The sequence below is a fragment of the uncultured Clostridium sp. genome, from assembly GCF_900547735.1.
Taxonomy (GTDB): Bacteria; Bacillota; Clostridia; order Lachnospirales; family Lachnospiraceae; genus Otoolea.
The window spans coordinates 39,731-66,478 of the sequence record NZ_URHZ01000023.1 but is presented as its reverse complement, the minus strand read 5'-3'; the positions used below and the strand labels follow the sequence as shown (position 1 = coordinate 66,478).

Genomic DNA, 26,748 nt, shown 5'->3' with positions numbered 1-26,748 from the left:
TTTTCTTAGGCATAAATAATCCTCCTTGGCTGGAGGAATCCACTTACCAAGATAATCATAGCATGATAAGTGTAACACTAAAATCTCTAATCACGAAGTTAGTTGGTGAAACAAGAATTTAATATTACATTTTACAGAATCTTTTAAAAAAGTCCTTGACTTGGAGTTCACTCAAAGGTTTAAACTGATGCCAGAATCAAATTTATCTGACACAAACAGACTAAATCAGGAGGTAATTCAATGTTAGGAAATTTCAGTTATTCAAATCCGACCAGATTATATTTCGGGATGGATTCGTTAAATTATTTAAATGAGGAGCTGCCGAAGTATGGAAGAAATGTGATGCTGATATACGGAGCCGGTTCGATCCTGAAAAATGGGATTTATGATGAGGTGGTTGGAATCCTCCGGGCAAATGATAAGGAGATTTTTGAAGATGGCGGCGTGATGCCCAACCCAACGGTCGAAAAGCTGTATGAGGGCCGCCGGATTGCCAGAGAAAAGAAGGTGGATCTCATTTTGGCGGTGGGCGGAGGTTCTGTCTGCGACTATGCAAAGGCCGTGTCCGTTTCAGCCCATTGCGACGAGGATCCATGGGAAAAATATTATATGAGAATGGAGGATGTGGACAATGAAATTATACCGGTAGGCTGTGTCCTTACCATGACAGGCACCGGTTCCGAGATGAACGGCGGTTCTGTTATCACAAACCATACCACGAAGCTCAAAATCGGCCATGTGTTTGGAGACAATGTATTTCCCAAATTTTCCATCCTGAATCCTGCTTATACCTTTACGCTTCCCAGGTATCAGATGACAGCCGGTTTCTTTGATATTATGTCCCATATACTGGAGCAGTACTTTTCAGGGGAAGATGACAATACCTCCGACTATATCATGGAAGGGCTATTAAAATCCTTAATCCACAGTTCCAGAATTGCCCTGGAAAATCCCCTGGATTATGAGGCCCGCAGCAATATTATGTGGATTGCCACATGGGCGCTCAACACCATGGTGGCAAAGGGAAAAGCGACCGACTGGGAAGTGCATATGATCGGTCAGTCCGTAGGCGCCTATACGGACGCCACCCATGGCATGACGCTGTCTGCAGTCTCCATGGCTTATTACCGTTACATTCTGCCTTATGGCCTTCAGAAATTTAAACGCTTTGCCACAAACGTTTGGGACGTCAATCCGGAAGGAAAAACAGAGGAAGAGACTGCTCTGGAGGGCCTTAATGCAATGGAATCTTATATGAAGGAACTTGGCCTCATCCTAAATCTCAGCAGTCTTGGTGTGACGCAGGAGATGATACCGGGTATTGCCAAAGGAACCTTTATCATGGAAGGAGGTTATAAAGTCCTGACCCATGATGAAGTTGAGAATATTTTAAAGGCTAGTATGTAGTTAGGATTATATGTTTGCATTATAAGTCTGTATTATGGGATTACGTTTTGAGGTTATATTTTGAGCTGATATTATTGACATGTGTTTTGAGCTGATATTATGGTTCTGTGTTGTGAGCTTGTGTTTTTAGCCTATGTTGTGAGCTTATGTATTGAGTTGATAATATGGGCATGTCTTTAGGTTTCTATTATGCGTTTATGTTAAAATGCGGCAGGAAGTGAACTTATGAAAAGAATTTTAATTGCAGCAGGTATGTGTATTGCCGTTCTGTTCGGAGCAATACCGGCCCTTATAGTTCCGGCTGTAGAACGCCCTGACACAGTTACTAAAACTAATTCGAGTTTATCAGAAAAGGTTCTATATACTTCAGAGAAGGTTTCAAATACTTCTGAAGTTCCAAATACTTCTGAGAAAGGGTTAAATGTTCCAAAAGAGTGTTTAACTGCTTCAAAAAGGAGTTTAACTCCTTCAGAAAATGGGTTAACTCCTTCAGAAACGGGATTAACCGCTTCTAAAATGGGATTAACCGCTTTTGAAACGGGGTTAAATACAAAGAGTATGGTTTCAAATATGAAGAATACGGCTTCGGAATCGCAGGACACTGATGTTACTCCGTCCGTGACTCTGTCGGTTGGTTCCAAATCCTATCAGGCCATCCTGTATGACAACGCTGCGTCAAAAGAACTCATGGAACGCCTGCCGATGGAATTTGAAATGAAAGAGCTGCATGGCAATGAAAAATATTACTATCTGACGGAGCCGCTTCCCGCTGATACGGAGAGCGTCGGAACCATCCGGACCGGAGATATCATGCTGTTTGGCTCTGACTGCCTGGTCCTGTTTTACGAAGATTTTAAAACAACTTACAACTATACGCGGATTGGCCGTCTTGAAAACATCGGAGGACTTTCCGATGCACTGGGGACCGGCAGTGTCAGAGTAACTTTTGAAAGGAATAAAGAATGAAAACAATCACTCAGGAATTTTTAACAGGAGAGAGAGCCTTATTTCAGGCAGAGGATTATAAAATTTACGATACCACCTTTGCCGACGGTGAATCCCCCTTAAAAGAAAGCAGAAATATTGAATTATACGGCAGCATGTTCAAATGGAAGTATCCGCTGTGGTACAGCCGTGACATCAGGCTCCAGGACTGTGTACTGTTTGAAACGGGGCGTGCCGGAATCTGGTATACGGAAAATATTTCCCTCGTAAACTGTGCCATTGAAGCGCCCAAAACCTTCCGCAGGTCAACCGGCATCCGCCTTGCCCGGGTAACCATGCCGAATGCGGGTGAGACACTTTGGAACTGCGATCGGGTTACAATGGAACAGGTAACGGCAAAAGGCGATTACTTCGCCATGAACAGCAGCAATATGAAGATCGACGGCTTTGAACTCTCAGGAAACTATTCCTTTGACGGAGCAAAAAACGTGGAAATCCACAATGCCAGAATGATTTCCAAAGATGCATTCTGGAACAGTGAAGATGTAACTGTGTATGATTCCTTTATTTCCGGTGAGTACCTGGGCTGGAATGCTAAGAATCTCACCCTTATCAACTGTACGGTTGAGAGCCTTCAGGGCATGTGTTACATCGACGGCCTGGTAATGAAAAACTGCAGACTGTTAAACACAACGCTGGCTTTTGAATACTCCACGGTGGACGTCGAAGTGAACAATACGATTGACAGTGTCTTAAATCCCGGCGGAGGCAGTATCCGCGCAGAACATATCAGGGAACTGATTCTGGATCCTGCCAAAGTAGATGTGAGTAAGACATCGGTTCAGACGCAGGCGCTGAAGGAGGCAGTATAGTGCCTTATGATTTTGATAACCTGACAGACCGGCGGGAGAGTAATTCCCTCAAATGGGATGTGCCCGGGGAAGAGCTGCCCATGTGGGTGGCGGATATGGATTTCCGGACCGCGCCGGAAATCTTAAACGTTCTTAAACAGAGGGTGGAGCATGGAATCTTCGGCTATGCCACGGTGACCGACGCATGGCGGGAGGCCATAACAGGCTGGTGGGAGAGGCGCCATGACTTCTCTATGGATAAGAACTGGCTCATATTCTGCACCGGTGTGGTTCCGGCAATTTCCAGCGCGGTCCGCAGGCTGACCGCCGTCGGTGAAAACGTATTAATCCAGCCCCCGGTTTACAATATATTCTTTCACTCAATCCGAAATAATGGCCGGAATGTGGCGGAAAACCGGCTGCGGTACGACGGCAGAAGCTACGGAATCGACTGGGAGGATCTGGAGGAAAAGCTGAGTGACCCTCAGACAACTCTGATGATACTCTGTAACCCGCACAATCCCACCGGCTCCCTTTGGACCCGAGAAGAACTCAGCAGAATTGGAGAGCTTGCGTTTGCCAATCATGTGACGGTGATTTCCGATGAAATCCACTGTGATTTGACGGAGCCGGGATACCGGTATATCCCGTTCGCATCGGTATCGGAAAAGTGTGCCCGGATCAGCGTATCCTGCATTGCTCCCACAAAATCCTTTAATCTGGCCGGAATCCAGACGGCCGCCGCCGTTGTGCCGGACGCAGACTTAAGGCATAAAATAAGCCGCGCCTTCAACACGGATGAGGTTGCGGAACCGAATGCGTTTGCCATCGAAGCTGCGGCCGCCGCTTTTACCAGGGGAGAAGAGTGGCTGGACTCTCTGAGAGAGTATCTGGCTGCAAACCGGAGGACGGCTGAGAAATTTCTGGAACGGGAACTTCCCGCCCTTTCCCTGGTCCGGTCCCATGCGACTTATCTTCTCTGGCTGGACTGTACAAAAGTGACGGAGGATACGGCGGATTTAGCCCGCTGTCTGCGCGGTGAGTCTGGGCTTTACCTGTCTGCAGGTGCGGCGTACGGAGGCCATGGGAACCATTTTCTCCGCATGAATGCAGCCTGTCCCGGGGCGCGGCTGGAAGAAGGGCTCCGGAGGCTTAAAAAGGGCGTGGAGACCTATATACAATCCTCCCGGTAATAACCTTCCGGTTTACACGGCGCGAAACGGCGTTTTCCATCGTCTCTGTGCATCGCGAAGCCTATATGCTTTTTCCATTTTCCTATTCCGGATTGCTTAATAAAAAATCTTTTCAACAATATCATAAAAGCAGATATATGCGAATGGCATTTGCCGTTCGCATATTGTCGTTTAAAAGAAGATGAAAAAATTGTTCATCTTTTACAGAGGGGAAGAAAACAGATGGACAGCGTTACCGGCTGCTGGCTGTAGACGATTTCCGTCCGCTGTAACAGTGATTGATTTGTCCATTTCCATGTGGTACTATTTTAAGTAAGAACAAAAAGCGCATTGGCGGCAGGGACCGCCGGAAGGGGGCGTGGCTGTGGGCGGAGTGGATAGAAGCGCAGCCTTAACAAAAGGTTACGGAAAAGGAAATTCCGGTTTGTATCATACAGAGACCGGTCAGTTAAAACGCAGTCCGTTTATTTCATCCGGTCAAATAGAATCTCCCGGGAATCAGAAGACCGTATCCGGCCGGGAACATAAACCGACGGCACAGATCCGGAGACGGAACAGGGACATTGCCGAATTGTCCTCAGACCGGAATCCGTCCATCTCTGAAACCGCAATTTCCGATCTGTTTAATGTATTCTCAAAGGATTACCCTGATATTACTTTACTTTTGGAAAAACAGGGCGGAACCCACGATATCAGACAGATGGCAGCGGAACTTGGAAGCGGGACGTATCTGGTTGTCGGCCGGGAATTCCTGGAACGTATGATGAGAAGCCCGGAAGATTATGAAGCGTGCAAAACCGCACTGACAGAAGCTTTGAGATGTTTATCGGCAGGAGCAAAGGGGATGGAGGCACGGGGAACTTACCTGGGTGAGACGAAAGCAGTCTCCTGGTATGTCCCGGAGCAGACGGAAACCGACGCGGCGAAGAAGATGGCCGATGCATTAAAGAAGAATCTTCCTGCATCCTCCGGAAGTCCGGAAACCGGGAGTCAGACGCCGTCTGAAAATGATTTTAGGAAAAGAGTGTATGTCTCTTACTCCTCCCTAAACCATTTTTCCGGCCTCGCGAGAGCCGGTTCTAAAGGGGAAGTAAGGAAAGTGATGAGCGATGTCCACAGGAGTATCAACAACCTCCGCCTGGCCGCTGTTTATGGGGATGAAAAAGAACGTGTGAAGGCCGGAAGAGCCATGCGTTCCCTGCAGAAGCTGCTTGCCAGGGGAAGCAAAAAGATTAGAAAGCTGGATCAGGAAGAGCTTTTAGGCGTGCAAAAAAAACATGCGGAGAAGGCCAGGAAAGAGAAGCAGGTACGACAGATTAAGCTGGAGCTTAAGAAGCGGCGCTCTGCCCGGAAAGGCGCGGACTACAGCCTTATCCGTGAGGGGCTTTCCGATCAGTATATGATTCTGGGAGACAGACGCAGCCGGAAAGATTATGAGCCAAAACTTCCGGGAGAAAATGCCGTCTTATATGGCGGCGGCTTTACGGATGCCGGAGCAGGAATGTCGGGCGGAATAGAATTTACCGCCTCGGAAGTCGTTATTTCGTCTGAAACGACATTTTAAAAACATACTAAAAATATACTATTGAGGCGATGCAAATACAGTACCCGGTTTATTTGGACCAACTGGAATTTTTCAGGCACGGGCTGGCAGAAGACTGCAGGATACTCAGAATGAATTCTCTCGGCAGCGATGAGGATATGTGGTATTTAATCATCGATGGTTCGGATGTATTTTTAATATCCGCAGTTGAAATTATTTAACGGCGTTGAAAGCGAATAAAAAAATGAAAGACCAGGCTAAACGCGGCAAAAGATATGGCCGGGGGATATTTCCTCCGGCTTTTAGATTGTCAATTTAATTCTTTGATTGAAATTTATATAGAATAGTGTTATACTACCTATATCCAACTATTCGTGAAAGTCTACTTTATCGAATAGTTCCACATCAAACATACAAAGGAGCCAATTACTCTATGAAAATCCAACGTCTGCTTAGTCTAACCCGCCAGGCCATCGATGACTACGGCCTGATACAGCCCGGTGACAAAATTGCGGTCGGCATCTCCGGCGGTAAGGACAGTCTGACCCTGCTTTATGCATTACAGGGTCTTCAGAAGTTTTATCCGAATAAATTTGATTTATGTGCAATTACAGTTGACTTGGGATTCGGTGATTTCGATTTATCACCTGTTAAATCGCTCTGTGAGGAATTATCCGTGGAATACACCGTAGTGCCTACGGAAATTGGAAAAATCCTTTTCGACACGCGCAAAGAATCCAATCCCTGTGCCCTGTGCGCCAAAATGAGAAAAGGCGCTCTCAATGAAGCGGCCATCCGTCTCGGCTGCAACAAAATTGCCTATGCGCATCACCGCGACGATTTAATCGAAACGATGCTTTTATCCCTGATCTATGAAGGCCGTTTTTATTCCTTTTCCCCGGAAACTTTTCTGGATCGCACGGGACTTACGGTAATCCGGCCCATGATATATGTAAATGAGGCCGATGTCATAGGATTTAAGAACCGGTATCAACTGCCGGTATGTAAAAATCCCTGCCCGGTTGACGGAAAAACGAAACGCGAATATGTTAAACAATTAACGAAACAGTTGAATCTGGATGCACCCGGCGTTAAGGAACGTTTTTTCCATGCCATTACAGAGGGCAATATAGATGGATGGCCTCAAAAACGCCGGTAGGGAATTAATTTTATTTATGAAGGAGTTGATTTTATATGGGAAAGCCACTCTCTTACCATGAACAGGAAACACTTGAGAATACGAAAAGGCTGCGCCAGATGATGAAGGAACTTCCCCCCTTCTGCGCCGATTTTTTCCGAGGTATCGAGCCGCGCACTTCTTCCCGCACGAGAATTGCTTATGCCTATGACTTAAAGACTTTTTTTGAATTTTTGAAGAAACAGAATCCCCTCTTTGCGGACTATAAAATGCAGGACTTCTCTCTCACTGTCCTGGATGAGATTCAACTGATGGACCTGGAGGAGTACATGGAATTCCTGAAATGCTATTCCACGGACAAAAAAGAGGACCTCGTCAACACGGAACGCGGCATTATGCGGAAAATGTCCTCATTAAAGAGCTTTTATAATTACTTTTACCGCAGGGAACGCATTAAAAACAACCCTGCCGCCCTGGTAGAACTTCCCAGGCTGCACGAAAAGGAAATTATCCGCCTGGAAGTCGATGAGGTTGCAAAACTCCTGGATCAGGTGGACGAGGGCGACCACCTGACGGAAAAACAGAGGGAGTTCCATGTAAAGACACGCCTTCGCGATCTGGCCTTGATGACTCTTCTTCTGGGAACCGGAATCCGTGTTTCGGAATGTGTCGGCCTGAACCTGGATGATATTGATTTTGGAACCGGAGGCCTCAAAATCCACCGCAAGGGCGGTAAAGAGGTGATAATCTACTTTGGTTCCGAAGTTGAATTTGCCCTGAAAGATTATATCGACGAGCGGAAACATGTAACGCCCGAACCCGGCCATGAATCCGCCCTCTTCCTCTCTCTGCAGAGAAAACGGATGAATGTGAGAAGTGTGGAAAATCTCGTCAAAAAATACGCCCGCATCGTAACTCCCTTAAAAAAAATCACCCCCCACAAGCTCCGGAGCACGTACGGCACCAGCCTTTATCGCGAAACCGGTGATATATATCTGGTGGCCGATGTACTGGGGCATTCGGATGTGAATACGACTAAAAAACACTATGCGGCGCTGGAAGACGAACGCAGGCGCAGCGCGCGAAACAAAGTACAGCTGCGGGATAATTAGACCATTATTCTTAAAATCCCGCCTCTTTCTTTCCTCCCAATATATCAAATGCACCGGACAGTATGCGGAACAGAAACCGGCAGAATGGCCCTGCCACAAATATCTGAAGAGGATACGCCATGATAAAATTCAGGAATACCGTCTGGAGCCAGATGACCGGAAGATCCGGCGTCAGACCGGAAGTTTCCAGAGTTCCCAGCATGCTCATGAGGGGAACCATTGTGCAGACGGTAAAGGTCTGGATACAAAGAATGATGAAAATAGGACGGTCCTGCGGTTGGGCAACCTTAAAGGCAAAGTACTTTGACGTCTTTCCGGCTATAAAATAGGCGAATAAAAAGCCAATCAGCCATTCGGCCGGAAAAGAATGCGCAGCATGGGCAAATGTCGTATATTTCAGTCCGCCGGTGTTAATGGCTGTATTGTAGACCCCCATAATATAAATCATCAGGCCCGATGTGATAATTGTAAAGATTCCTTCTTCCAGTTTGTTTTTGAACATTTGTTCCGCCTCCTTGAATGTGAACAACGAAAAGCACGCTTCGCGAACTTTTCATTGCCGATCAATAAAAAATAAATGCCCCTCCACCGTCCGACATGGGTGGAGTGACATTTATTGTCCGTAAAAATATGAAATTATTGCTTCTGTGACATTTCATTTTATCTATTCTACGATAAAAACAGCAACTATGTCATAGGCATTCTGAACAAATTTACAGGAAACTGCTCTGCGCACATATCCACAAAATGTACCGTCATTTTGCCCGGCTGGTGCTCAATGTAGAGCAGGTGCTCCGACTTCTCACTGCTGCACTCCAATCATTTCCATCACGGTTCCCAGGGCATCGTCCGTCTCGATATCCGGCACGGTTCCATGCTCCATGTTGCAGCTTCCATCGGAATTCAGGCAGTATTCCACATCAAACGTCACCAGCAGATGGCTTTCCGGCAGTTCATACCATACCGGGCCGCCGCTGTCCGAGCCGCCCGTCGTCCGGCCCACCAGTGTGGCAAAACCGCTCTCCTTACAGAACACCGCAAATGCCTCTGAGGAGGAGAACACATTGGGACTCGTGAGCACCCAGATTTTGCCCCCAAACAGTTTTTTATCAAATTCCGGTTCCGTCGTGTCACTGATTTCCCTTGCAAAAGCCATGCCGCCCATATCTTCCTCCGGCAGACGGTTCAGTTTGGGATCGTTTTTAATATCCTCGACGCTTATGGAAGAATCCTGATACATTGGACCGTAAAACTGCCTGGTCAGCTCGTTATCCTCCATCATCCGAAGCGTCCTGTAGTCCGCAGGCGCCGTGATATTCGGGCGTACAAAAGCCTCTTCCCAGTAGACGGTATTGCCGCCGCCGTTGTTTTGGATATCAATAATCAGATGGTCATAATCCCTGACTTCATTCAGAAAGCTCCGGATTTTCGGCAGATCTTCTTCCATCATCTCGTCCCCGAAGGAATCCACCTTTATGTAGGCAACCCTGTTTTCCTCGGACAGTATTTTCGTAATCAAATTCGGTTCTGCCAAATTGGGTTCTGTCAACTCTTCCATGTCCGCGGATTTTTCTTCAGCATTCTCTTCCGCTTCTGTTTCCGGCGGCATATCCGGCAGGAGGGTCAGCAGGTAATCATAATATTCATAGAATTCGTTGACCTCCGGCTTCCGGCCCAAATCGACCCAGGGCTGCAGAACAGGCATTTCACTCAGGTACTTCTCATTGGTGCTTCTGAAATCACGAAAATAATGGGGATTGAGGATTCCCACATGGCCGGTTGAGCCGCAGACATCGTAAAGACTGTTGGAAATAATCTCGATAAACTTCCACATGGCGTCATCGCCGTCTAATTCCATATCCTCAATCTGTTTTCTGTAATCATCAATGATATCGTCATAGTAATGCGGATTTTCGGGGTTGCTGCGGCTTAGCACTCCCCAGAAAGGATAGCTCTCTCCCATTACGGTCCACATATTATTATAATCGGACAGCATCTGTTCTTTTGACAGGACCATATCCGCATGGGTATCGGCCGCGGTTGTTTCCTCGGAAGTCACGGAAGCTTTTACAGAGGCCGGTTCTGTTTTCTGGGCAGGGGCCGATGACGGACTGCAGGCGGAAAGTGAAAATGCCGCGATGCAGCAGGCCGCACAGGCGTTTATAATTCGTTTCAAATGGATACCTCCTGATTTTTTTCTGTGTTCATTATACCATATTCACTACGTGAATACGGTGTCTCCGACGGAATTCAGCGCCCGATTTTCTGCGGTGGACGCAGAACTCGGCATGCGCAGGTATAATGCCCTTTATGGTCATTATACCATAAAATGCTCGGTGCGGCCATCCGCTTTCCTTTTAAATCTCTCCATGATATAATAACAGGACTAGAACACTCCAAGGAGAATTTGCATGCATTATGACTGTCTTATCGTGGATGATGAGCTGGCCATCGCCCAGTCCACCAGTGAATATTTTAACCTGTTTGAGGTTTCTTCCGCCTATGTGACCGGCTATGGGGAATGCCTCGACTTTTTGAGGGATAATACGGTATCCGTCCTGCTTCTGGACATCAATCTGGGAGAACAGTCCGGTTTTGCCCTGTGCAAAAAGCTGCGGGAAAATCTGGACATCCCTATCCTTTTTATCAGCGCCAGAACAAGTGATGACGATATTCTGACCGCCTTAAACATCGGCGGCGACGACTATATCCAGAAACCCTACACCCTGAGTATTCTTCTCGCAAAGGTAAAGGCGGTGCTGAAACGCTGCGTGCAGACGGCGGCCGCGGACAGCCGCCCCCTGATGAGCGGACGTGTCACCATCGATTTACCGGGACATAAGGTCTTTGTGGACGGCACTCTCATCCGTCTGAAGGAGATGGAATTTAAGCTCCTGGTTTATCTGGCTCAAAATCCTGGCCGCGTCATTCCAAAGGAAGAACTGCTCGGCCAGGTCTGGCCGGACCCTTACGTCGCGGAGGGAACTCTTTCGGTCCATATCCGCCATCTGCGGGAAAAGATTGAGGAAGATCCCAACCATCCGAAACGGATTGTGACCGTCTGGGGCACCGGATACCGTTTTGATGCGGAGGAAGACGTATGATCCGTAAACGGTGGCTCCTCCTGACTCTCATTCTTTATCTTTTCCTCGGCGGTACGGCTCTTCACTCTCTCACTGCCGAAATCCACGAAACACCGGTAGATATGGTGGCGGTCAACCGCATTGTGCGCGGGACGGCGGATGCCTGGGAGTCCCGGACGTTTGAAGCTCCCGGCGGATTGTCTGAAGAGGACGCTATTTCTTATGATTATTCGGTCCTGGATAACCGGGGAACACTGCTTTTTGCGACTTCCGACGCGGCGCCCTCCTCGGTCCATGATGCCGTTTTAAACCATCAGACCGTTCTTAATGTGGAAAACGGCGGGGCTGTTGTTGGTAAGGTTCTGATTCGCACGTCCTACGGCGATCTCCTTTCAAAAAGCCGGAGGCAGTTCATAACCGCCGCCCTCTTTTTCCTGGCTCTGATCGCCGTTCCGGCTGGACTTTATCTCTTATACTTAAACCGCAGTGTCATCCGTCCCTTTCTGGAACTGAAGGATTTTGCCCGCCATGTGGCGGCCGGTAATCTGGACGTTCCGCTGCCGATGGATCGAGGCCATATCTTCGGGGCGTTTACGGAAAGTTTTGATCTGATGCGCGAACAGCTCAGGGAGGCCAGACAGCGGGAGGCCGAAGCAGACAGAAGCAAAAAAGAGCTGATTGCGTCCCTAAGCCACGATATCAAAACGCCGGTGGCCTCCATCAAGCTGGTCAGCGAACTGCTGCTGGCAACGGAGGCTGAAGGTAAGACCAGGGATAAAATCGGAACCATCTATGAAAAGGCAGGGCAGATTGACCGCCTGGTCACCAATTTGTTCCAGGCATCCCTGGAGGATCTGGGTAAAATGACGGTAAATCCGGCTGAGGAAAGCAGTGAACTTCTGGTTCCGATGATTCGGAGCGCCGATTACTGTGAGCGGGTACGGCTCGATCCGGTTCCTGGCTGTCTTCTTTTCATGGATACGCTGCGTATTTCACAGGTCATTGATAATATCATCCACAATTCCTATAAGTATGCGGATACGGCCATCCATGTCTCGTCCGCTGTGACGGGCAGCGGACTGGCATTAATATTCCGGGACTACGGAAAAGGAGTCCCCGATGAGGAACTCCCTTTCCTGTTTCAAAAATATTACCGGGGCAGCCGTCAGACCGAAGAAAAAGCCGAGGGCTCCGGGCTGGGACTCTACATCTCCCGTCTTCTGATGGAGCAGATGGGCGGCGATATCCAATGCCGTAACCTTGAGGACGGATTCGCCGTAGAGGTGTTGATTCCCTTTGCCGGCGCTTCATGATACCATGAGAGACCAGTACTTCATAATGATGTAAGAGGTTAATGCTCCATAATGCTGTGAGAGACCAATTCGAGAATTCCTTAAGATCAGTCGAGACTCACTGCACCGCGGGCATTATCACAAATTCATCTCCTGCCTCCCCCGCGAACGCGATCAGGCCTTTTGCGGGAAGCAGGAATGATTCGCCGTCCCCAATCAGCCAGGAACTGGCCACACACTTCATCGTTTTGCCGCTGTGGTCGTAGACATACCAGGCACCGGAATCCGGTTTTTTGATCGAAACCGGACGTCCCTCCTGTTCTTTTCCAAATGTGAACCACCGGGTATCGCCGTCCTTTCCAATCACGATCGGCTGACCGCCCGCCTTAAGAATTCCAGCTCCATCCCCGCGGATGAAACGGTAACTCTCATTTTCAAGATATACATTCCCATCCCGCAGTCCGATGTGGTAATCGCTCAAGTCCCGGCCCGCCTGCCCGGGGAGCTTCTGGAAAAATCTTGCCTCATCCTCCGAAGTAATGTCTGCCATCCGCAGTTCATTGGCATCAAAAGTCAAATATCCGGCCGATTCTTCCCCTACCAGCGGCTCCGCCATAAAATGAGACAGGTAAAAGGAGGATGTACTCTTCTCGCTCACCAGATAGAATTCTTTTTCATTCTGTTCCTTCCACATTTCCGGGACTTCTGTTTCCTTTATGTCTTCTTTTCTCTGCCCCTCGGTAAGCTGTTCCGCTACCGGCAGATAAACCGCCGTGTTTCCTAACTTCGGATACGTTTCAAAAGTACCGGCCATCAGACGGTTTATCCCATCCTCTCCCCTTTTGAATTCCAGGAAGGTTTTCCCTGTCCTGCCGTCGCTGCTTCTTACAAGCTGGCCCGACATATCCATATAATTGCCGTTTGTGGAGTAAAACCGGCCATCGTCCCGGTAGGTATAGACCTGGCGTTTGTCTCGCTTTGTACCGCGGTTTTCCAGGGTCAGGGTTCCGTCGCTCCCCATGGTGAGCGACAAAAGCCCGCTTCCCGCATAAAGCCCGCCGCATGCCATAAGTTCCTCCGGAATTTCACCCGCAGCCTCTGATTCTCCCCCGGCCGCCATATCCTCCGGCTCCCTGACAATCCGCCCTGTCTCCTCCAAATATTCCATCAGGATTTCCTGAGCGGCAAGCTGGGCGGCCATACTGGAACCGCCGCTGGTCACCACGGCGCAGGACGCATTTTCCTCGGGCAGAACGGTGAGGCTTGAATGGTAAAACGTGGTATCTCCACCCTTAACCAGCGCCTTGATGCCGTAACGGCTGAACGGATAGGTATCCACGCTGTCCCAGCCCAGCCCGTAAGACAGTGTGGAATCGATATGTTCCGGATTTACCGCCTCTTCGTAGGAGCTCTCCTCCATCTCCCGTGCGGCCTGCTGCGGCAGAATCCCTGCTGCCGCTCCCTGGTCCCTCATAAACAGGCGGGAAAACCGGCACAAATCCACGGCGGAGGCATAAACTCCCCCGCTGCCGATGACATTTGCCATCTCGGGCGGCAGAGGCTCTCCTGTCTGGGTGTCATACACCGCGGCCGCACGTTTAAGGATATCCGGTGTCTGCGGCGTAGCAAAATTTTCAAGCCCCAGAGGTACCGCAAATTCATGCTCTATATATTCTGTAAAACTCATTCCGCTGACACGCTCCACCAGGAGTTCCGCCAGGGTAAAACCGTCGTTGCAGTAGGTGGAAAATTCCCCCGGATCGGCTTTCAACCGCTGTGTTTTCAATTTTTGAAGAAGCGTATCGTGATTGTATGTGTCCGAATCCCCCAGAAGCATGGAGTTTGTAAGCGTCCCGCCCTGGAGGCCGGAGCTGTGGTTTAAAAGCATGCGTGGAGTAATCCGGACATAGCGGGGATCCTCCATTTCAAATTCCGGCAGGTAACGGATAAGCGGTTCGTCGAGAGACAGTTTCCCTTCTCCGTCCAGTTTCATAACGGCAGCGGATACTATCACCTTGCTGGTGGAGCCGATGCCGTAGAGTTTCTCCCGGCTTTGGCCGGATTTCATTCCGCTGTTTCCGGTGGACGCAACCAGAGTCGCCACGCCGCGGCCGGACGCGGCCAAAATCTCTCCACTGCGGCCGGATACAGCCAGCTCCTCCCCACTGCCGCCGGATACAGCCAAAGCCTCTCTGCCACGGCCGGATACAGCCAGAGCCTCCCCGCTGCTGCCGGAAACCTTCAAAGTTTCCCCGCTATGGCCGGACACGGCCAAAACTTCCCCGCCAAATCCGGATATGGACAGAACGGCTGCCAGGCCGAGCGCAGCAGCGCCCATTTCCCATCTGTTTCTCATCTTATCACTCCTCCGTCAGCAGCCCGTAGACTGTAATTCCCTTAATTTTCCGTGCCAGCGCCATGGAGACGGCAAATGCGGCAGCCACGATGATAATTCCCATACCGGCCATCAGCCAGGGATTGATTGCCATCTTCAGACTGGAAATGCCGAGCTGTTCGAACAAAGCGCTGGCCAGGCGGTTGACGCCCATGGAGGCCAGGATGCAGCCGAGCAGGGTTCCGCCCACCGAAATAGGGAGAAAGCTGGATGCAATCATTTCCATCAACTGACGGTCCGTATACCCCATCGCCTTGTAGATTCCGAACTCCGTCCTCTGGCGCACCAGAATGGAGCGAATCACCATGTAGAGCACCAGAATAATCATAAAAAATGTTCCGCCCAGAATGACAACCGACATCACTCCGATAGAGGAAGCGATTGTATCCACATTGCTGACAAACAGCTTGCGGTTATTCTCGATCCGGTCGATGACAAAGCTGTCCGTACTGCCGGAAAGCACAATCTCACCGTCCACCATCAGGGCATACTGGGCGCTGTCCACGCCATAGGAGGACAAAAGCGCGGCCATTTTCTCCTTGGCCTTTCCCGCAGCGTCCTTCTCCCGCCGGTTCTCCGCCGTACTCCCGGAGGGGGACAGTACCTCAAACCGGTCTTCCATCTTCCCGATAAAATCCTCTATTGCGATTCCAGGTTCCAGGTAGACGGAAATTGTGTGCTTCTTATAAAACGGAGAGACCCTCTTCATCCCATCCAGATTCAGATAACACTGACGGCCGAAATTGCTCATGCTCTGCCCCAGGCCGCTGATGACATACTCCGCCACACCCTGTTCCGTCTGGACGCTGACCCTGTCCCCGACCGACTTTCCCCAGGCCTTGGCGAGCACGCCGGTGATGGCAATTTCATTGTCATACTCCGGAAAACTTCCCTCATAGACCTCCACCATCTCCATCTTGCCGTAATCGTCGGACAGATAGCAGGTCAGGAGTTCCCCGTTTACCTTGGCCGACCCAGTCTCATAGAGATTCGTCTTCCTCACCCCGTCCATGCCCTCTATCTCCGAAACCAGGGCGTCGTAATCCGTGTGGGGCGCCGTGTAGACCATGATATCGCTGATTTCAAACCCGGTCAGTTTCCGGACCAGTTGATCGTCCTTTCCCATATTCCACCAGGTAATAACCGCAAACCCGCAGGCAAAGGCAACACCTGTAAAAATACAGCCCACCATCAGATACGTCTTTTTCTGGAACATCATATTTTTAACTCCCAGGGCCAACGGCAGTCTTCCCGCCGTCCTCTCCAGAGGGAAATAATTTTTCTCAAAGCTGTGTGTTTTCATTCCCCCGCGCAGCGCCTCAATCGGGGGGATTTTTGCCGCCCTTCCCGCCGCTTTTACAGACACGAGCAGAACAATTCCCATAATCACAAGGGCGCTGATTAAATCGGTGCTCCCGTGGGGACCTCCGGCCCATGAGACGCCCACCGAGCTGGTGATGATTCCTCCCAGCCCCGCAATGACCGCATAGGACGCCATAGTTCCGAGAACCGTGCCTATTGTACTGATAATCAGGAACTCCACGGCAATGGACCATCTGAGCTGGTTCCCGGTATATCCGATGGCGCTCATGGCTCCCAGGCTGCTCATCTGGGCCTCAATATGATTGCGGATGTGGAAGCGCATGACAATCACGGCCACCAACACCATCAGGAAGGAGAAGATAAACAGCACGGCCGACAAAAGACTGACCACCATCGTGCTGCCCTGCCGCATTTCATTGATGGAGAAATCCATAACATCCGAGGTCAGGGAGATCGCTTCAATATTAATATCCGTATTTTCCTTGAAATCCTGCCGGATCGCTTCCACGTCCCCCTGGTTTTCCGCACGGACCCGGATCAGATATCCGCCGCCGATCATCTCGAAAAGCCGGTCATAAGTCTTCTGCGGAACATAGATATCCACGAGGCTGCTCACGGAGGACTGAAACCACGTAGACTGTGTAAAACCGGCAATCCTGAATTCCAGAATCTGCTTATTATATTCCAAAACCAGCCTGCTGCCCAGCCGGTATCCCATATCCTTGAAAAATACCGGGACATATACGGCCAGGCCGTCCCCTATCTCCGTTATATCCGTCATTTCCGTTATCTCATACCCCTCGGTGGAACCCATGACGTCCATCGGAATAAAGTTGGGAGAAATAACGCCTCCATCCGGGAAACTGGCCATATTCATCATTACGGCCTCGACAGTCTCTGCCGATTCGACGCGGCTGTCTTCCAGGAAATAGTCCAGATACTCATCCTGATAGGAATTGCCCATAAACCGGACTATGTAATGGGCTCCATTTAACCGGTCGTTCTCCCGGTCGTAAAAACTCCCCACCCCCGCCAGCAGGGTAAGTCCCACGTCGAACATGGCGGCGGCCAGCATAATCAGGATACCCATGGAGACGGCAACGCCCTTTTTCTTACGGATACCGGCACGGGCAATCATCCAAACCGCCATATCACCACCCCATTTCATCTAAAAATGCGCCAAGCTTCTGATGACGCGCCCCGTCGCCGTGCTCATACGTTCCAAGCATGCACTCCCCGCAGACCACACCGTCCTTCAGATACAGAATCCGGTTCGCCCGCCTGGCTGTTTTCACATCGTGGGTCACCACGACCAGGCTCTGCCCCTGACGGTTAAGCTCCGTCAGCGTGTTGAGGACCTGGGTTCCAAAGGCCGAATTTAACGCTCCGGTGGGTTCGTCCGCAAATATCATCTTCGGTTCATTAATCAATGCCCGTACAATCCCCACTCTCTGCGCTTCCCCTCCGGAAAGCTGTGCCGGAAATTTGCCCAGATCCTCTTCCTGGATCCCAACCCGGGAAAGAAGCGTTTTTGCCCTTGCGGCCGTCTTTCTGCGGTCACGGCTTATCAAAAGTCCTGCTGCCAGTACATTATCCAGCACGCTCATATTATCGAGCAGGTGAATCTGCTGGAACACAAAGCCGCAGTTCTTTCTCCGGAATACCGCCAGCTCACTGACGTTCATCCCCGTAATCTCCGTATCCCCGTAACAGACAGTCCCGAGCGTCGGGCGGTCCATGCCCGAGAGTGCATAGAGAAGGGTGGATTTTCCCGAACCGGATGCTCCCATGATCACGGTAAAATCCCCCTCGTATATACTCAAATCCAGGTTCTTTAAAACGTGCTGCTGGCGGCCGCCGGAGGAAAATGTTTTACACAATTTATTGGTCTGAATGATAATCTGTTTCATATCGTTAACTCCTCTCACTGCGATATAACCATTATAACCAATCGTGATTCAAAAATCTTTAGAGAACTTCTGCCTGATTCTTATCAGTTTCTTAACTGTTTCCACTGCGCCTTCCGTAAGAAGCTTACGGTTTTATAAAATCCATACGAAATTCAAATTAGAATGATATACTGGAGTAAAGACGGCGTCATTGCATGGAGTCCGGGTTATTGCCCCCCGCAGGAGGAGACATGCCGTCTCTGAACCGTAACGATACTACACTTTGAAATAAAAGGAGGCATTATTTATGAAACAAATACTGGTGATTGAGGATGATCCTGATATCCAGGAAATGCTCTGCGCTTACCTGCGGGATGCAGGATACGGAGTGTCGGCGGCCGGTGACGGCGTGGAGGCGCTCGACCGTTTCCGTCACGGGACCTGGGATTTGCTTCTCCTGGATCTGCTTCTTCCAAAGATTGACGGCTATGGCGTGTGCGAACTTATCCGCAGGGAATCCAATGTGCCGATTATCATGCTGACGGCGCTGGATGCGGAAGAAAACCAGATAAAAGGGTTTGATCTTCAGATAGACGACTATGTGCCCAAGCCGTTTTCCATGCCGATACTGCTGAGAAAAATCGCCGCGATTCTGCGCCGGACCGGAGGTGAAACGGAAACCCACAGCCTGACCTACCGCGATATCATCATGGACCTTGATGATTACCGGGTGAACGTAGCGGGGGAGGAGGTCAGCCTGACCGCCAGGGAATTCGAGGTTCTGAGAGAACTGCTTCAGAATCAGGGGCGTGTCCTGACCCGCTCCGTGCTGTTGGGACAGCTCTGGAATTATGACTTTCTCGGCGACGAAAGGATCGTGGACAGCCACATAAAAAACCTGAGGAAAAAGCTGAACCGTGATTATATAGAAACAGTGAGAGGAGTTGGATACCGGGTTGAAAAAATTCATTGATTATATTGATATCCGCAAGAGCCTGACGGCACGTATTTTTCTGATGACGGTGCTGATTCTCCTGGCTGCCGTCAGCGCAACCTATCTGTTCATCGCCTGGGCCACACCGCTCTCATACCGGTCCATCGCCACGGACGAATTGAGCCAAAAGGCGGATGAACTTGTAAAAGAACTTCAGAATATCCCATTTGAATCATGTGAACCGATACTGAACCGTTTCTCAGAGAAAAACAATCTGGAGGTTGTGGTTTCGGACGAGACGGACGAGACCGTTTTGATTTCATACGGAACGGAAGTCTCCTCCCAATCAGTGTCAACATCGGTCGTGACTACTACCGTCGTGACTACGGAGGATTCGGGCACCGCCACCGCAAGAGCCGACGCGGACGCCTCTATCGCGGAGGACGGAATCGCGATGTCCTCGACGGACTGGGACCGTACCATAAAGTTTGCCGGAAGCGACAGGCTCTATAAACTGAGCCTCGTCACGGATATGAGCGAGATTAATCAGACTACGGAGGCCATGCGGCGCGTTCTGCCGCATCTCATCCTGGTGATGTTTGCGCTCTCACTGTCCGGAGCATTCCTTTACTCGCACTTCATCACCCGGCCAATCGTGCGGCTCAGCCGCATCTCCAGAAAGCTGGCTGCGCTGGACTTCACCTGGAAGTGTACGGGGACGCGCAGGGACGAGATCGGCGCGCTGGAACGGAACATGGACGAACTCTCGGGCCGCCTCGCCTCGGCCCTTGACGAGCTGAAGGAGGCCAACGTTTCCCTGAAGCGCGACATCGAGCGGGAGCGGGAACGGGAACAGCAGCGATCCGCTTTTTTTGCCGCCGCCTCCCATGAACTGAAAACACCCGTCACTGTGCTGAAGGGGCAGATATCCGGCATGCTGGCCGGAGTGGATATTTACCGGGACCGCGACAAATACCTGGCCAGATCTCTGGCAGTAACCGGCCGGATGGAAAAGCTGGTTCATGAGATGCTCACAATCGCCCGCATGGAGGCGGACGGCGGCGCTATAAGCCGGGAGACCCTCAATTTATCGGAACTCGTCCGCGGCCAGACGGATATGGCTCTTGATTTGGCAGGACTTAAGGAACAGCAGATTTTTACACAGTTAGAACCTGATGTGATGATATCCGGAGATCCCCTCCTGCTTGGCCGTGTCGTCTCGAACCTTCTGACAAACGCACTGAACCATTCTCCCGAAGAAGCTCTTGTATGGGTCCGGCTGACCATGGAATCCACCGGCCCGGTCCTGGAAATCGAAAACAGCGGCAGCCGGATTCCCAAAGAGGCTCTTCCCCAGTTGTTTGAACCGTTCTACCGTGTCGATGTCTCACGGAGCCGGGAGACAGGCGGAAGCGGCCTGGGCCTTTATCTCGTAAAAATGATACTGGACCGGCACGGCGCTTCCTGCCAAATCGCCAATACGGCGGCCGGGGTCGCGGTGAAGGTCTCTTTTCTCTCCACATAAAATCCATATTAAATCCACCGTAGCTGCAAACGGAATTGATAGACTGGAAACACAGTAAATACACAGAGGAGAGAAACCTATGCAAATCGCCATTGAACATCTGAATCTAGTTTATCCAACCGGAAAGAAAGCGCTTTCCGATATCAGCCTGACGCTTCAAAGTCCCAGCCTGATCGGCCTGCTTGGACCAAACGGGGCCGGAAAATCCACGCTGATGAAGCTTTTAGTCGCCGGTCTGCTGCCCACCTCCGGCTCCATAACCGTTGACGGGGAAGCCCTGGGAAAATGTGAACGGGAGCTGAAAGCAAAGCTCGGCTGTCTTCCCCAACATTTTGGACTCTATGACGAACTGACGGTATGGCAGTTTCTGGACTATATGGCCGCCCTCAAGGGAATCAAAGACAGCAGAGCCGCCATTGACGCCTCGATCGAAGCCACCGGCCTGGAGGAAAAGCGCAAAGCCCGGATCCGCACCCTGTCCGGCGGGCAGCGCCAGAGGGTGGGAATTGCCCAGGCGCTGTTAGGAGAACCGGAATTTCTGATTTTCGATGAGCCGACGGTCGGCCTCGATCCCGAGGAACGCATCCGTTTCCGCAACTTTTTCTCACAGACGGCACAGAACAAACTGGTGCTTCTGTCCACCCATATTATCGAAGACGTGCAGTCCGTGTGCAACCAGTTAATCGTCATAAGTCACGGGCAGATTTTGTTTGCAGGAACACCGGAGGCGCTGATCCGGCAGGCACAGGGCCATGTGGGCGTCTTTCTGGAACGGGATGGAATGAAGGCCGACCCTGCCATGCACATCACATCCCGAATCAATACGGCCTCCGGCATACTGTGCCGCGGCGTGGCCGACACGCTGCCCGAAGCGGCGCAGGACGCCGAACCTACTCTGGAGGATGCCTATCTCTATCTGATTACGCGGGAGGGAAATTAATATGAAAATGTTCTCTCTGTTTCGTGTGGAACTCCACCGCCTGCTGCGAAACAGGCCGACCTGGCTGGCGGCGGCTCTCACCGTCCTGGCTCCCCTGGCGGGATACTCCTTTTACCGCCACACATTCGGAGACTCCATGTCGGCTCTTTACCTGGCAAATCCGATGCTGGCCGGAGGGATGGCCGGTACGGTCCTGTTCGCCCTGCTGATGCTTTGCAATCTGGAGCAGCCCATGCGAAACGGTACATCCGCCCTTGTGGAAACCATGCTCTCTCCCATGGCGATGAACGCGGTGCGCCTGCTTGCGGTCATGACATGCGGGATACTCACCGCCCTGTCCGCCGGTCTCCTGTACCTGCCCTACACGGCCTGGAAGTTAAACATTGTCTTTTCATTTTCCGGCTACTGGCTGTCGGTGATCCTGTTTTTATGGTCCGGCCTGATTATGGGCGCTGTTTTGGCCGCGGCCGCCATTCAGATTACAGGCAGGCTCGATGTGAGCATTCTGGCCGTGCTGGCAGGACTCGTATTTTCACAGGGCCGGTGGTGCAGCCAGTATTTCCTGGCGCAGTGGAATGTTCCGCTTGTCTCCACCCTGTCCGACGCATTCGGAAGCGCCGTCGTATGGCGGACCGCTCTCTACAGCCGTCTTGTCTGGCTTTGTATCCTGGGCGGCATGTGGCTGCTCTCACTGCTGTGTGTGCGGCAGTATGGCAAAGGCGCATTCGCATCCTTTATCCGTCACTCCGGAAAACCGGCGGTTCCGGCCATCGCACTGGCGGCGCTGGGCCTGGGAGCCATGCTGTGGCAGAAACAGCCGTTCGTGGACCATTCTCCAGAGGACTGGACTTCCTATGTGGAGGAGGACCGTTATAACCGATATCTGTTTACCGACGGCACGGAAATCCAGGCATCCATTGACAGTTTCCTTCTCGGCACCATTTCCGGCCGGGCCGTGTATCGGCTCCGCAACACATCGGGCCGGGAGCAAAAACTGTACTTTGACTTAAACAGCGGCTATCAGGTGCGTTCCATCACGGCAAACGGACGGAAACTGGCCGTGGAGGATTTAAGAAACGACTATATCGCCTCCCGGGAACTGAGCTGCGTTCTGCCTCCGGATCCTGAGATTACCCTGATCATCGAATACGGAGGTATGCCGAGGATATGGAACGCACAGGAAAGTCTGCTTTCCGGGAATTCCATAAGCGGCAGCGGAATTGAGCTTTCGGGCAGCGCCGTCGCCCCGACGCTGGGAGCCTGCGCCGTCATTAAAGATGAAAACGCGCCGGTTACCCTGAACATCACCCTGCCGGATTCCCTGACGCCGGTTTCCACCGGTTCCACGGAGAAACTTTCGGAAAACGGGGACGGCACCTCCTCATGGCTGATATCCGACCAGGGCACCGACCGCCTGCGCTTCTTTGCCGGAGACTACATTTCCACGGAGCTTGCAACCGGCAGCGGAATGCCGATCCGGTTCTATTACAGCAGGAAATACCAGTCCAGACTGGAAAACGGCGCTATCGGCCTGATGGAACAGGCGGTGGCTTACTGTGCGGAGCACTATGGCCCCCGCTCGTTCACGGAGGATAAACCGTTCAAAATCGTCCAGATGTCGGCCTTTCTGTTTGGAGGATTCGCAAACCGCAATATCAGCGGCATGGGAGAAACATACTTCAGCGATGAAAACCTGGCCGATCCCGACAAGGGCGCGGCGGGCGCCGAGGTATTGGCCCATGAAATCATCCATCAGTGGTGGGGACTGGGAGCCACGCTTTACGATCCCGAAGATAATTTATGGAACGATGAGGGCATCACGGTCTACACGACGTACCGCCTTATGGACCGGATTATGGGTTCCGGCTATGCAAAAGAACACTATGTCGATAAATGGATGGACACCGTTTCCGATCAGCAGGCCTCCTTCTATGACCGCCATCCGGAGTATCTGAATCGGCTGCCGGAGCGCTATGCCGGTGAAATCAGCGCTGCCCGCAGCGCCGCAGGGTGGTACGACGGAAATGCCCTGATGATTTACAGAGCTTCCCAGAAGCTGGGTGAAGAACGGCTGGACGGGATCTGGTCCCGTCTCTATACGGACTGTATGACGGGAGACTCCGAGGCGATTACTCTGGATGATTTTCTGGAGGCATGCGGACTTGAGAAAGGAGAGATTGGACGTGAATAAGGTATTTTACTATGAACTGCGCAGAACGGTGTGCAGCCGGTTTTTTGTGGGCCTGACGGCCATCACGCTCTGGTACGGACGGCAGATACTCGGCACCTCCACCATCCTGGGAGTGGCCCATACCGCGCCATTTTCCCCCTGGAGCTTCGGAAACTATCTGGCTTCTCTGATGCCGCTGCTGAACGTATCCCTGCTGTTTTTCCTGTGGAACCAGTGCAATCACAAGGCGCGTCAGGTGGAGGCGCTTGTGATTACGTCATCGGCCCACCCGGGGCAGTACCTTCTTATAAAGTGTTGTGCCGCCGCGGCAGCCTGGTTGATTTCAGCACTTCTTGCCGTATTGCTGGGAGTGGGATTTTTACTGAATCTCTTTGGCCCCGCGGTGTCTGTGGCACGGCTTATGGCACCCGCCGCCCTGGTCCTTCTTCCCTCACTCGTATTTGTGCTGGGAACCGGCCTGCTCGTGGGCCGGATGCATTCCGGACTGCTGTTCGTAATGATGGCCGTTGTCTTCGGTTGGGGTTTTGCGCCGGTTCCGGCGGCGGCGGATCTTTACAGACAGAATCTTTTTACCCGGTATCCGTTGACGCTTCCTAACCTGGATCCCGCCTTTACCGTACCGCCGGAGGCCGTCATCGGTTCCTGCCTTTTTATCATGGCCGGGGCGGCCGCGCTTGCCGTCTGCGTGCACAGGGAGTAATAAATCAGCCTAAGCTCTGATCTCTTTATTCCATTGTTTCATTTCCCGTGCGGCCAGTATGACGGCGAGTATTCCGGCGGCTCCGTCTGCCAGAGGACCTGCGAAAAGCACGCCGTCAATCCCGGAAAACAGGGGCAGGATAAGGATCAGCGGAAGCAGAAACAGCATCTGCCTGCTGAGGGAAACCCATACGCCGATGGTTCCCTTTCCAATGGATGGAAACAGATTTGCGGTAAGTATCTGGATTCCTCCCATAAAAATGCAGAACATATAGATCCTCAGGTACCGTGTGGCAAACTCATAGTACAGGGAGCCTCCCCGGCCGAAAATCCCAATAATCCGGTGCGGAAAGAGCTGGAAACACAGAAAGGCCAGAACCGATACCGCCGTCACCGCCGCTGCCGCCTTTTTAAATGTTTCCTTCACCCGTTTGAAATTCCCGGCTCCGTAATTGAATCCGAAAATCGGCTGGCAGCTCTGGGAAATCCCCATGATGACCGAGGAAAAAATCACATTTACCTTGGTGACGATTCCGACGCAGGCGAGGGGGATATCCCGCCCATACACAGACAGTTCCCCATAATATCCCAGCGTATTGTTCATCACAATCTGCATCCCGGCTACGGCAAGCTGATTCACCCCGGATGATGAGCCAAGCGCCAGAATTGCCTTGGCGCACCATCCTGCCGGCTTAAAATCGTTCCTGGTTAACCGGACGGTTTTACAATTCCTGAAATAAAAGAGCAGCAGTATGCCGGAAACTGCCTGCCCCAGGACGGTCGCCAGGGCTGCTCCTTTCATCCCCAGGCCCATCCCAAAGATAAAGACGGGGTCCAGGACCGTATTGACGGCGACTCCCGCCAGGGAGCTGAGCATTGCATACCGCGGACTTCCATCCGCCCGGACTAATTGGCTTCCGCCGCTGCTCAGCGTTGCGAAGGGCACCCCAAATGCGGTCAGTCCAGTATACTCCATCGCCAAAACAAGTACCCGATCCCTCGCTCCAAATGCCTCCATAAGCGGTTTTAGGAAAAGCAGTGTGATCGCAGCCAGCATCACACCGGAACCTATCATCAGCACAAGACTGTTTCCTGCTGTTTTTCCGGCTTTCTCCTTCTCGCCTTTTCCCAGGCAGAGACTGAAATTAGAAGCTCCTCCCACCCCAAAGGTCATGGAGAGCGCAGCCATGAGCATGACCAGGGGAAACGCCACATTGGTCGCCGCATTGCCCGGCGGGCCGATGCTTCTTCCTATAAAAATCTGATCGATAATATTGTAAAGGGCGCTGACCATGCTGCTGACAACCGCCGGCCCTGCAAACCGCCTCATCAGTTTTCCGATTGGCTCGGATTCCAGCGGATTTCCCACCGCCGCCTGATTTTGATTATTCATAATTTCCTCCATATAACGGTTAAAACCGTATTTTCCTGCTTTCCCTCGCGGAGAAGCGCATCATATGCACTGCCATAAGCAGGATCAGAATACAGACCGCGTTCCCTGTTAACGTATTCATAAGCCGTATATCCGTCGTTCCGTCCGAAAAGGATGCAAACATTGCCGTCTGCAGTGAAATGACGGAAACCAGCGCATCGGCATAATTAATCTGACGGATCGAGGCCAGAAGGATGCTTCCCGTTTTTCCCGTCCTGTGCAGGTTGACGGACGCAAAGATAATTTTGTAAAAAGTAAATAACGCCGCCAGATAAATGATGCTTCCAGGATAGCGGTGGCCCTCGTTCCGGTAGATAACGAGCCAGATCATGGCAAGCACTGCTCCCGTCAGGAGAAATAACAAAACTGCACTGTTCCGGCAAATCCGCAGCTCATGCAGCCGCTTCGCTTCACACTCCGCAATGCGGCCTCCCCGCCGTTCGGCCCGAAGAATCATAAAACGGACCAGGCTTAAAATAAAATAGTAACCGGCAAGCGTAATAAACCAGAGGGAAGAAAAGAGACAGCCCATCACCAGCTTCGACACCGCATACAAAACATTGATGCCAAGGGAGCCGTAAGTAAATAGAACCGTTCTGTACTGAGCGTCATCCGCCATCATCCGGATTCTTTTTACCGAAAGGAGCCGCGGTTTCATCCGTTTACTCCAGAGCCGGTGAAGAGACGGAACCGCTCTGCATGAAAAATAGAGAGCCAGCGCATCTGCCGTATAAGCGGTGACCGTTGTCCCTTTCCCCGCAATTTGAAACGCGACGGCGGCAATCAGAAAAATGGCCGCTCCAAGATAGAGCGGCACCGGCTCCAGGAGATAAAACAATCCTTTTTTCTTCATACT

At 51.4% G+C, this 26,748-nt stretch carries 21 protein-coding genes; 14 read left to right on the top strand and 7 right to left on the bottom strand.

Annotated features, from left to right (window positions below; translation table 11 throughout):
• The first annotated feature begins 240 nt into the window (after nt 1-240).
• From QZT18_RS09600 to QZT18_RS09570, 7 genes are all read left to right on the top strand, one after another.
• On the top strand, nt 241-1,407 hold the full coding sequence (locus QZT18_RS09600; RefSeq protein ID WP_294147161.1) for an iron-containing alcohol dehydrogenase: 1,167 nt from the start codon (nt 241-243) through the stop codon (nt 1,405-1,407).
• 225 nt (nt 1,408-1,632) lie between these two features.
• Nucleotides 1,633-2,373 carry a cyclophilin-like fold protein gene (locus tag QZT18_RS09595; RefSeq protein ID WP_294147160.1) on the top strand — a complete coding sequence of 247 codons (741 nt, stop codon included), beginning with the start codon at nt 1,633-1,635 and terminating at the stop codon, nt 2,371-2,373.
• A complete protein-coding gene (locus QZT18_RS09590) occupies nt 2,370-3,224 on the top strand; it encodes a DUF3737 family protein (RefSeq protein ID WP_294147158.1) in 855 nt (284 codons plus the stop codon). The genes QZT18_RS09595 and QZT18_RS09590 overlap by 4 nt, the downstream gene beginning before the upstream one ends.
• On the top strand, nt 3,224-4,396 hold the full coding sequence (locus QZT18_RS09585; RefSeq protein WP_294147156.1) for a MalY/PatB family protein: 1,173 nt from the start codon (nt 3,224-3,226) through the stop codon (nt 4,394-4,396). Before QZT18_RS09590 ends, QZT18_RS09585 begins: the two co-directional genes overlap by 1 nt.
• A 424-nt stretch (nt 4,397-4,820) precedes the next feature.
• Nucleotides 4,821-5,960, top strand: coding sequence for a hypothetical protein (locus QZT18_RS09580; RefSeq protein WP_294147154.1), 1,140 nt, complete (start codon nt 4,821-4,823; stop codon nt 5,958-5,960).
• A gap of 412 nt (nt 5,961-6,372) precedes the next feature.
• Complete coding sequence (locus QZT18_RS09575) at nt 6,373-7,098, top strand: ATP-binding protein (protein WP_294147152.1); 726 nt, start codon at nt 6,373-6,375, stop codon at nt 7,096-7,098.
• A 35-nt stretch (nt 7,099-7,133) separates the two neighbouring features.
• Nucleotides 7,134-8,189, top strand: coding sequence for a tyrosine-type recombinase/integrase (locus QZT18_RS09570; RefSeq protein ID WP_294147150.1), 1,056 nt, complete (start codon nt 7,134-7,136; stop codon nt 8,187-8,189).
• Between the two features lie 10 nt (nt 8,190-8,199).
• Here the strand turns inward: QZT18_RS09570 and QZT18_RS09565 are convergent, their stop codons facing one another.
• Nucleotides 8,200-8,691: a DUF2798 domain-containing protein gene (locus QZT18_RS09565; RefSeq protein ID WP_294147148.1), complete on the bottom strand. Its 492-nt coding sequence runs from the start codon at nt 8,689-8,691 to the stop codon at nt 8,200-8,202.
• A 300-nt stretch (nt 8,692-8,991) separates the two neighbouring features.
• A complete protein-coding gene (locus QZT18_RS09560; RefSeq protein WP_294147146.1) occupies nt 8,992-10,365 on the bottom strand; it encodes a S41 family peptidase in 1,374 nt (457 codons plus the stop codon).
• Between the two features lie 235 nt (nt 10,366-10,600).
• Here QZT18_RS09560 and QZT18_RS09555 point away from each other — a divergent pair, with 235 nt between their 5' ends.
• Together QZT18_RS09555 and QZT18_RS09550 are read left to right on the top strand one after the other, a co-directional pair.
• Nucleotides 10,601-11,293 carry a response regulator transcription factor gene (locus tag QZT18_RS09555; protein ID WP_294147144.1) on the top strand — a complete coding sequence of 231 codons (693 nt, stop codon included), beginning with the start codon at nt 10,601-10,603 and terminating at the stop codon, nt 11,291-11,293.
• Nucleotides 11,290-12,585, top strand: coding sequence for a HAMP domain-containing sensor histidine kinase (locus tag QZT18_RS09550; protein ID WP_294147143.1), 1,296 nt, complete (start codon nt 11,290-11,292; stop codon nt 12,583-12,585). Before QZT18_RS09555 ends, QZT18_RS09550 begins: the two co-directional genes overlap by 4 nt.
• A 97-nt stretch (nt 12,586-12,682) precedes the next feature.
• Here the strand turns inward: QZT18_RS09550 and QZT18_RS09545 are convergent, their stop codons facing one another.
• From QZT18_RS09545 to QZT18_RS09535, 3 genes are read right to left on the bottom strand one after another with little or no spacing between them, the layout of a single operon-like run.
• On the bottom strand, nt 12,683-14,920 hold the full coding sequence (locus QZT18_RS09545; protein ID WP_294147142.1) for a serine hydrolase: 2,238 nt from the start codon (nt 14,918-14,920) through the stop codon (nt 12,683-12,685).
• 4 nt (nt 14,921-14,924) lie between these two features.
• A complete protein-coding gene (locus QZT18_RS09540) occupies nt 14,925-17,432 on the bottom strand; it encodes an ABC transporter permease (protein WP_294147140.1) in 2,508 nt (835 codons plus the stop codon).
• A gap of 1 nt (nt 17,433) precedes the next feature.
• Nucleotides 17,434-18,192 (bottom strand): ABC transporter ATP-binding protein, encoded by a 759-nt coding sequence (locus QZT18_RS09535; protein WP_294147139.1) that lies wholly within the window; start codon nt 18,190-18,192, stop codon nt 17,434-17,436.
• Nucleotides 18,193-18,478: 286 nt separating this feature from the next.
• On the opposite strand from QZT18_RS09535, the gene QZT18_RS09530 reads away from it, so the two are divergent.
• The 5 genes from QZT18_RS09530 (at nt 18,479) to QZT18_RS09510 (ending at nt 24,461) form a co-directional block, all read left to right on the top strand.
• Nucleotides 18,479-19,144: a response regulator transcription factor gene (locus QZT18_RS09530; RefSeq protein WP_294147137.1), complete on the top strand. Its 666-nt coding sequence runs from the start codon at nt 18,479-18,481 to the stop codon at nt 19,142-19,144.
• On the top strand, nt 19,128-20,630 hold the full coding sequence (locus QZT18_RS09525) for a cell wall metabolism sensor histidine kinase WalK (protein WP_294147135.1): 1,503 nt from the start codon (nt 19,128-19,130) through the stop codon (nt 20,628-20,630). The genes QZT18_RS09530 and QZT18_RS09525 overlap by 17 nt, the downstream gene beginning before the upstream one ends.
• 79 nt (nt 20,631-20,709) lie before the next feature.
• Nucleotides 20,710-21,570: an ATP-binding cassette domain-containing protein gene (locus tag QZT18_RS09520; protein ID WP_294147133.1), complete on the top strand. Its 861-nt coding sequence runs from the start codon at nt 20,710-20,712 to the stop codon at nt 21,568-21,570.
• A gap of 1 nt (nt 21,571) precedes the next feature.
• Nucleotides 21,572-23,761, top strand: coding sequence for a M1 family aminopeptidase (locus QZT18_RS09515; protein ID WP_294147131.1), 2,190 nt, complete (start codon nt 21,572-21,574; stop codon nt 23,759-23,761).
• A complete protein-coding gene (locus tag QZT18_RS09510) occupies nt 23,754-24,461 on the top strand; it encodes a hypothetical protein (RefSeq protein WP_294147129.1) in 708 nt (235 codons plus the stop codon). Before QZT18_RS09515 ends, QZT18_RS09510 begins: the two co-directional genes overlap by 8 nt.
• Before the next feature lie 9 nt (nt 24,462-24,470).
• On the opposite strand, the gene QZT18_RS09505 is transcribed toward QZT18_RS09510, so the two are convergent.
• Entirely contained in the window at nt 24,471-25,853 is a 1,383-nt protein-coding gene (locus tag QZT18_RS09505; RefSeq protein ID WP_294147126.1) for an MATE family efflux transporter, read from the bottom strand.
• A 19-nt stretch (nt 25,854-25,872) separates the two neighbouring features.
• A complete protein-coding gene (locus QZT18_RS09500) occupies nt 25,873-26,745 on the bottom strand; it encodes a hypothetical protein (protein ID WP_294147124.1) in 873 nt (290 codons plus the stop codon).
• Nucleotides 26,746-26,748: the final 3 nt, after the last annotated feature.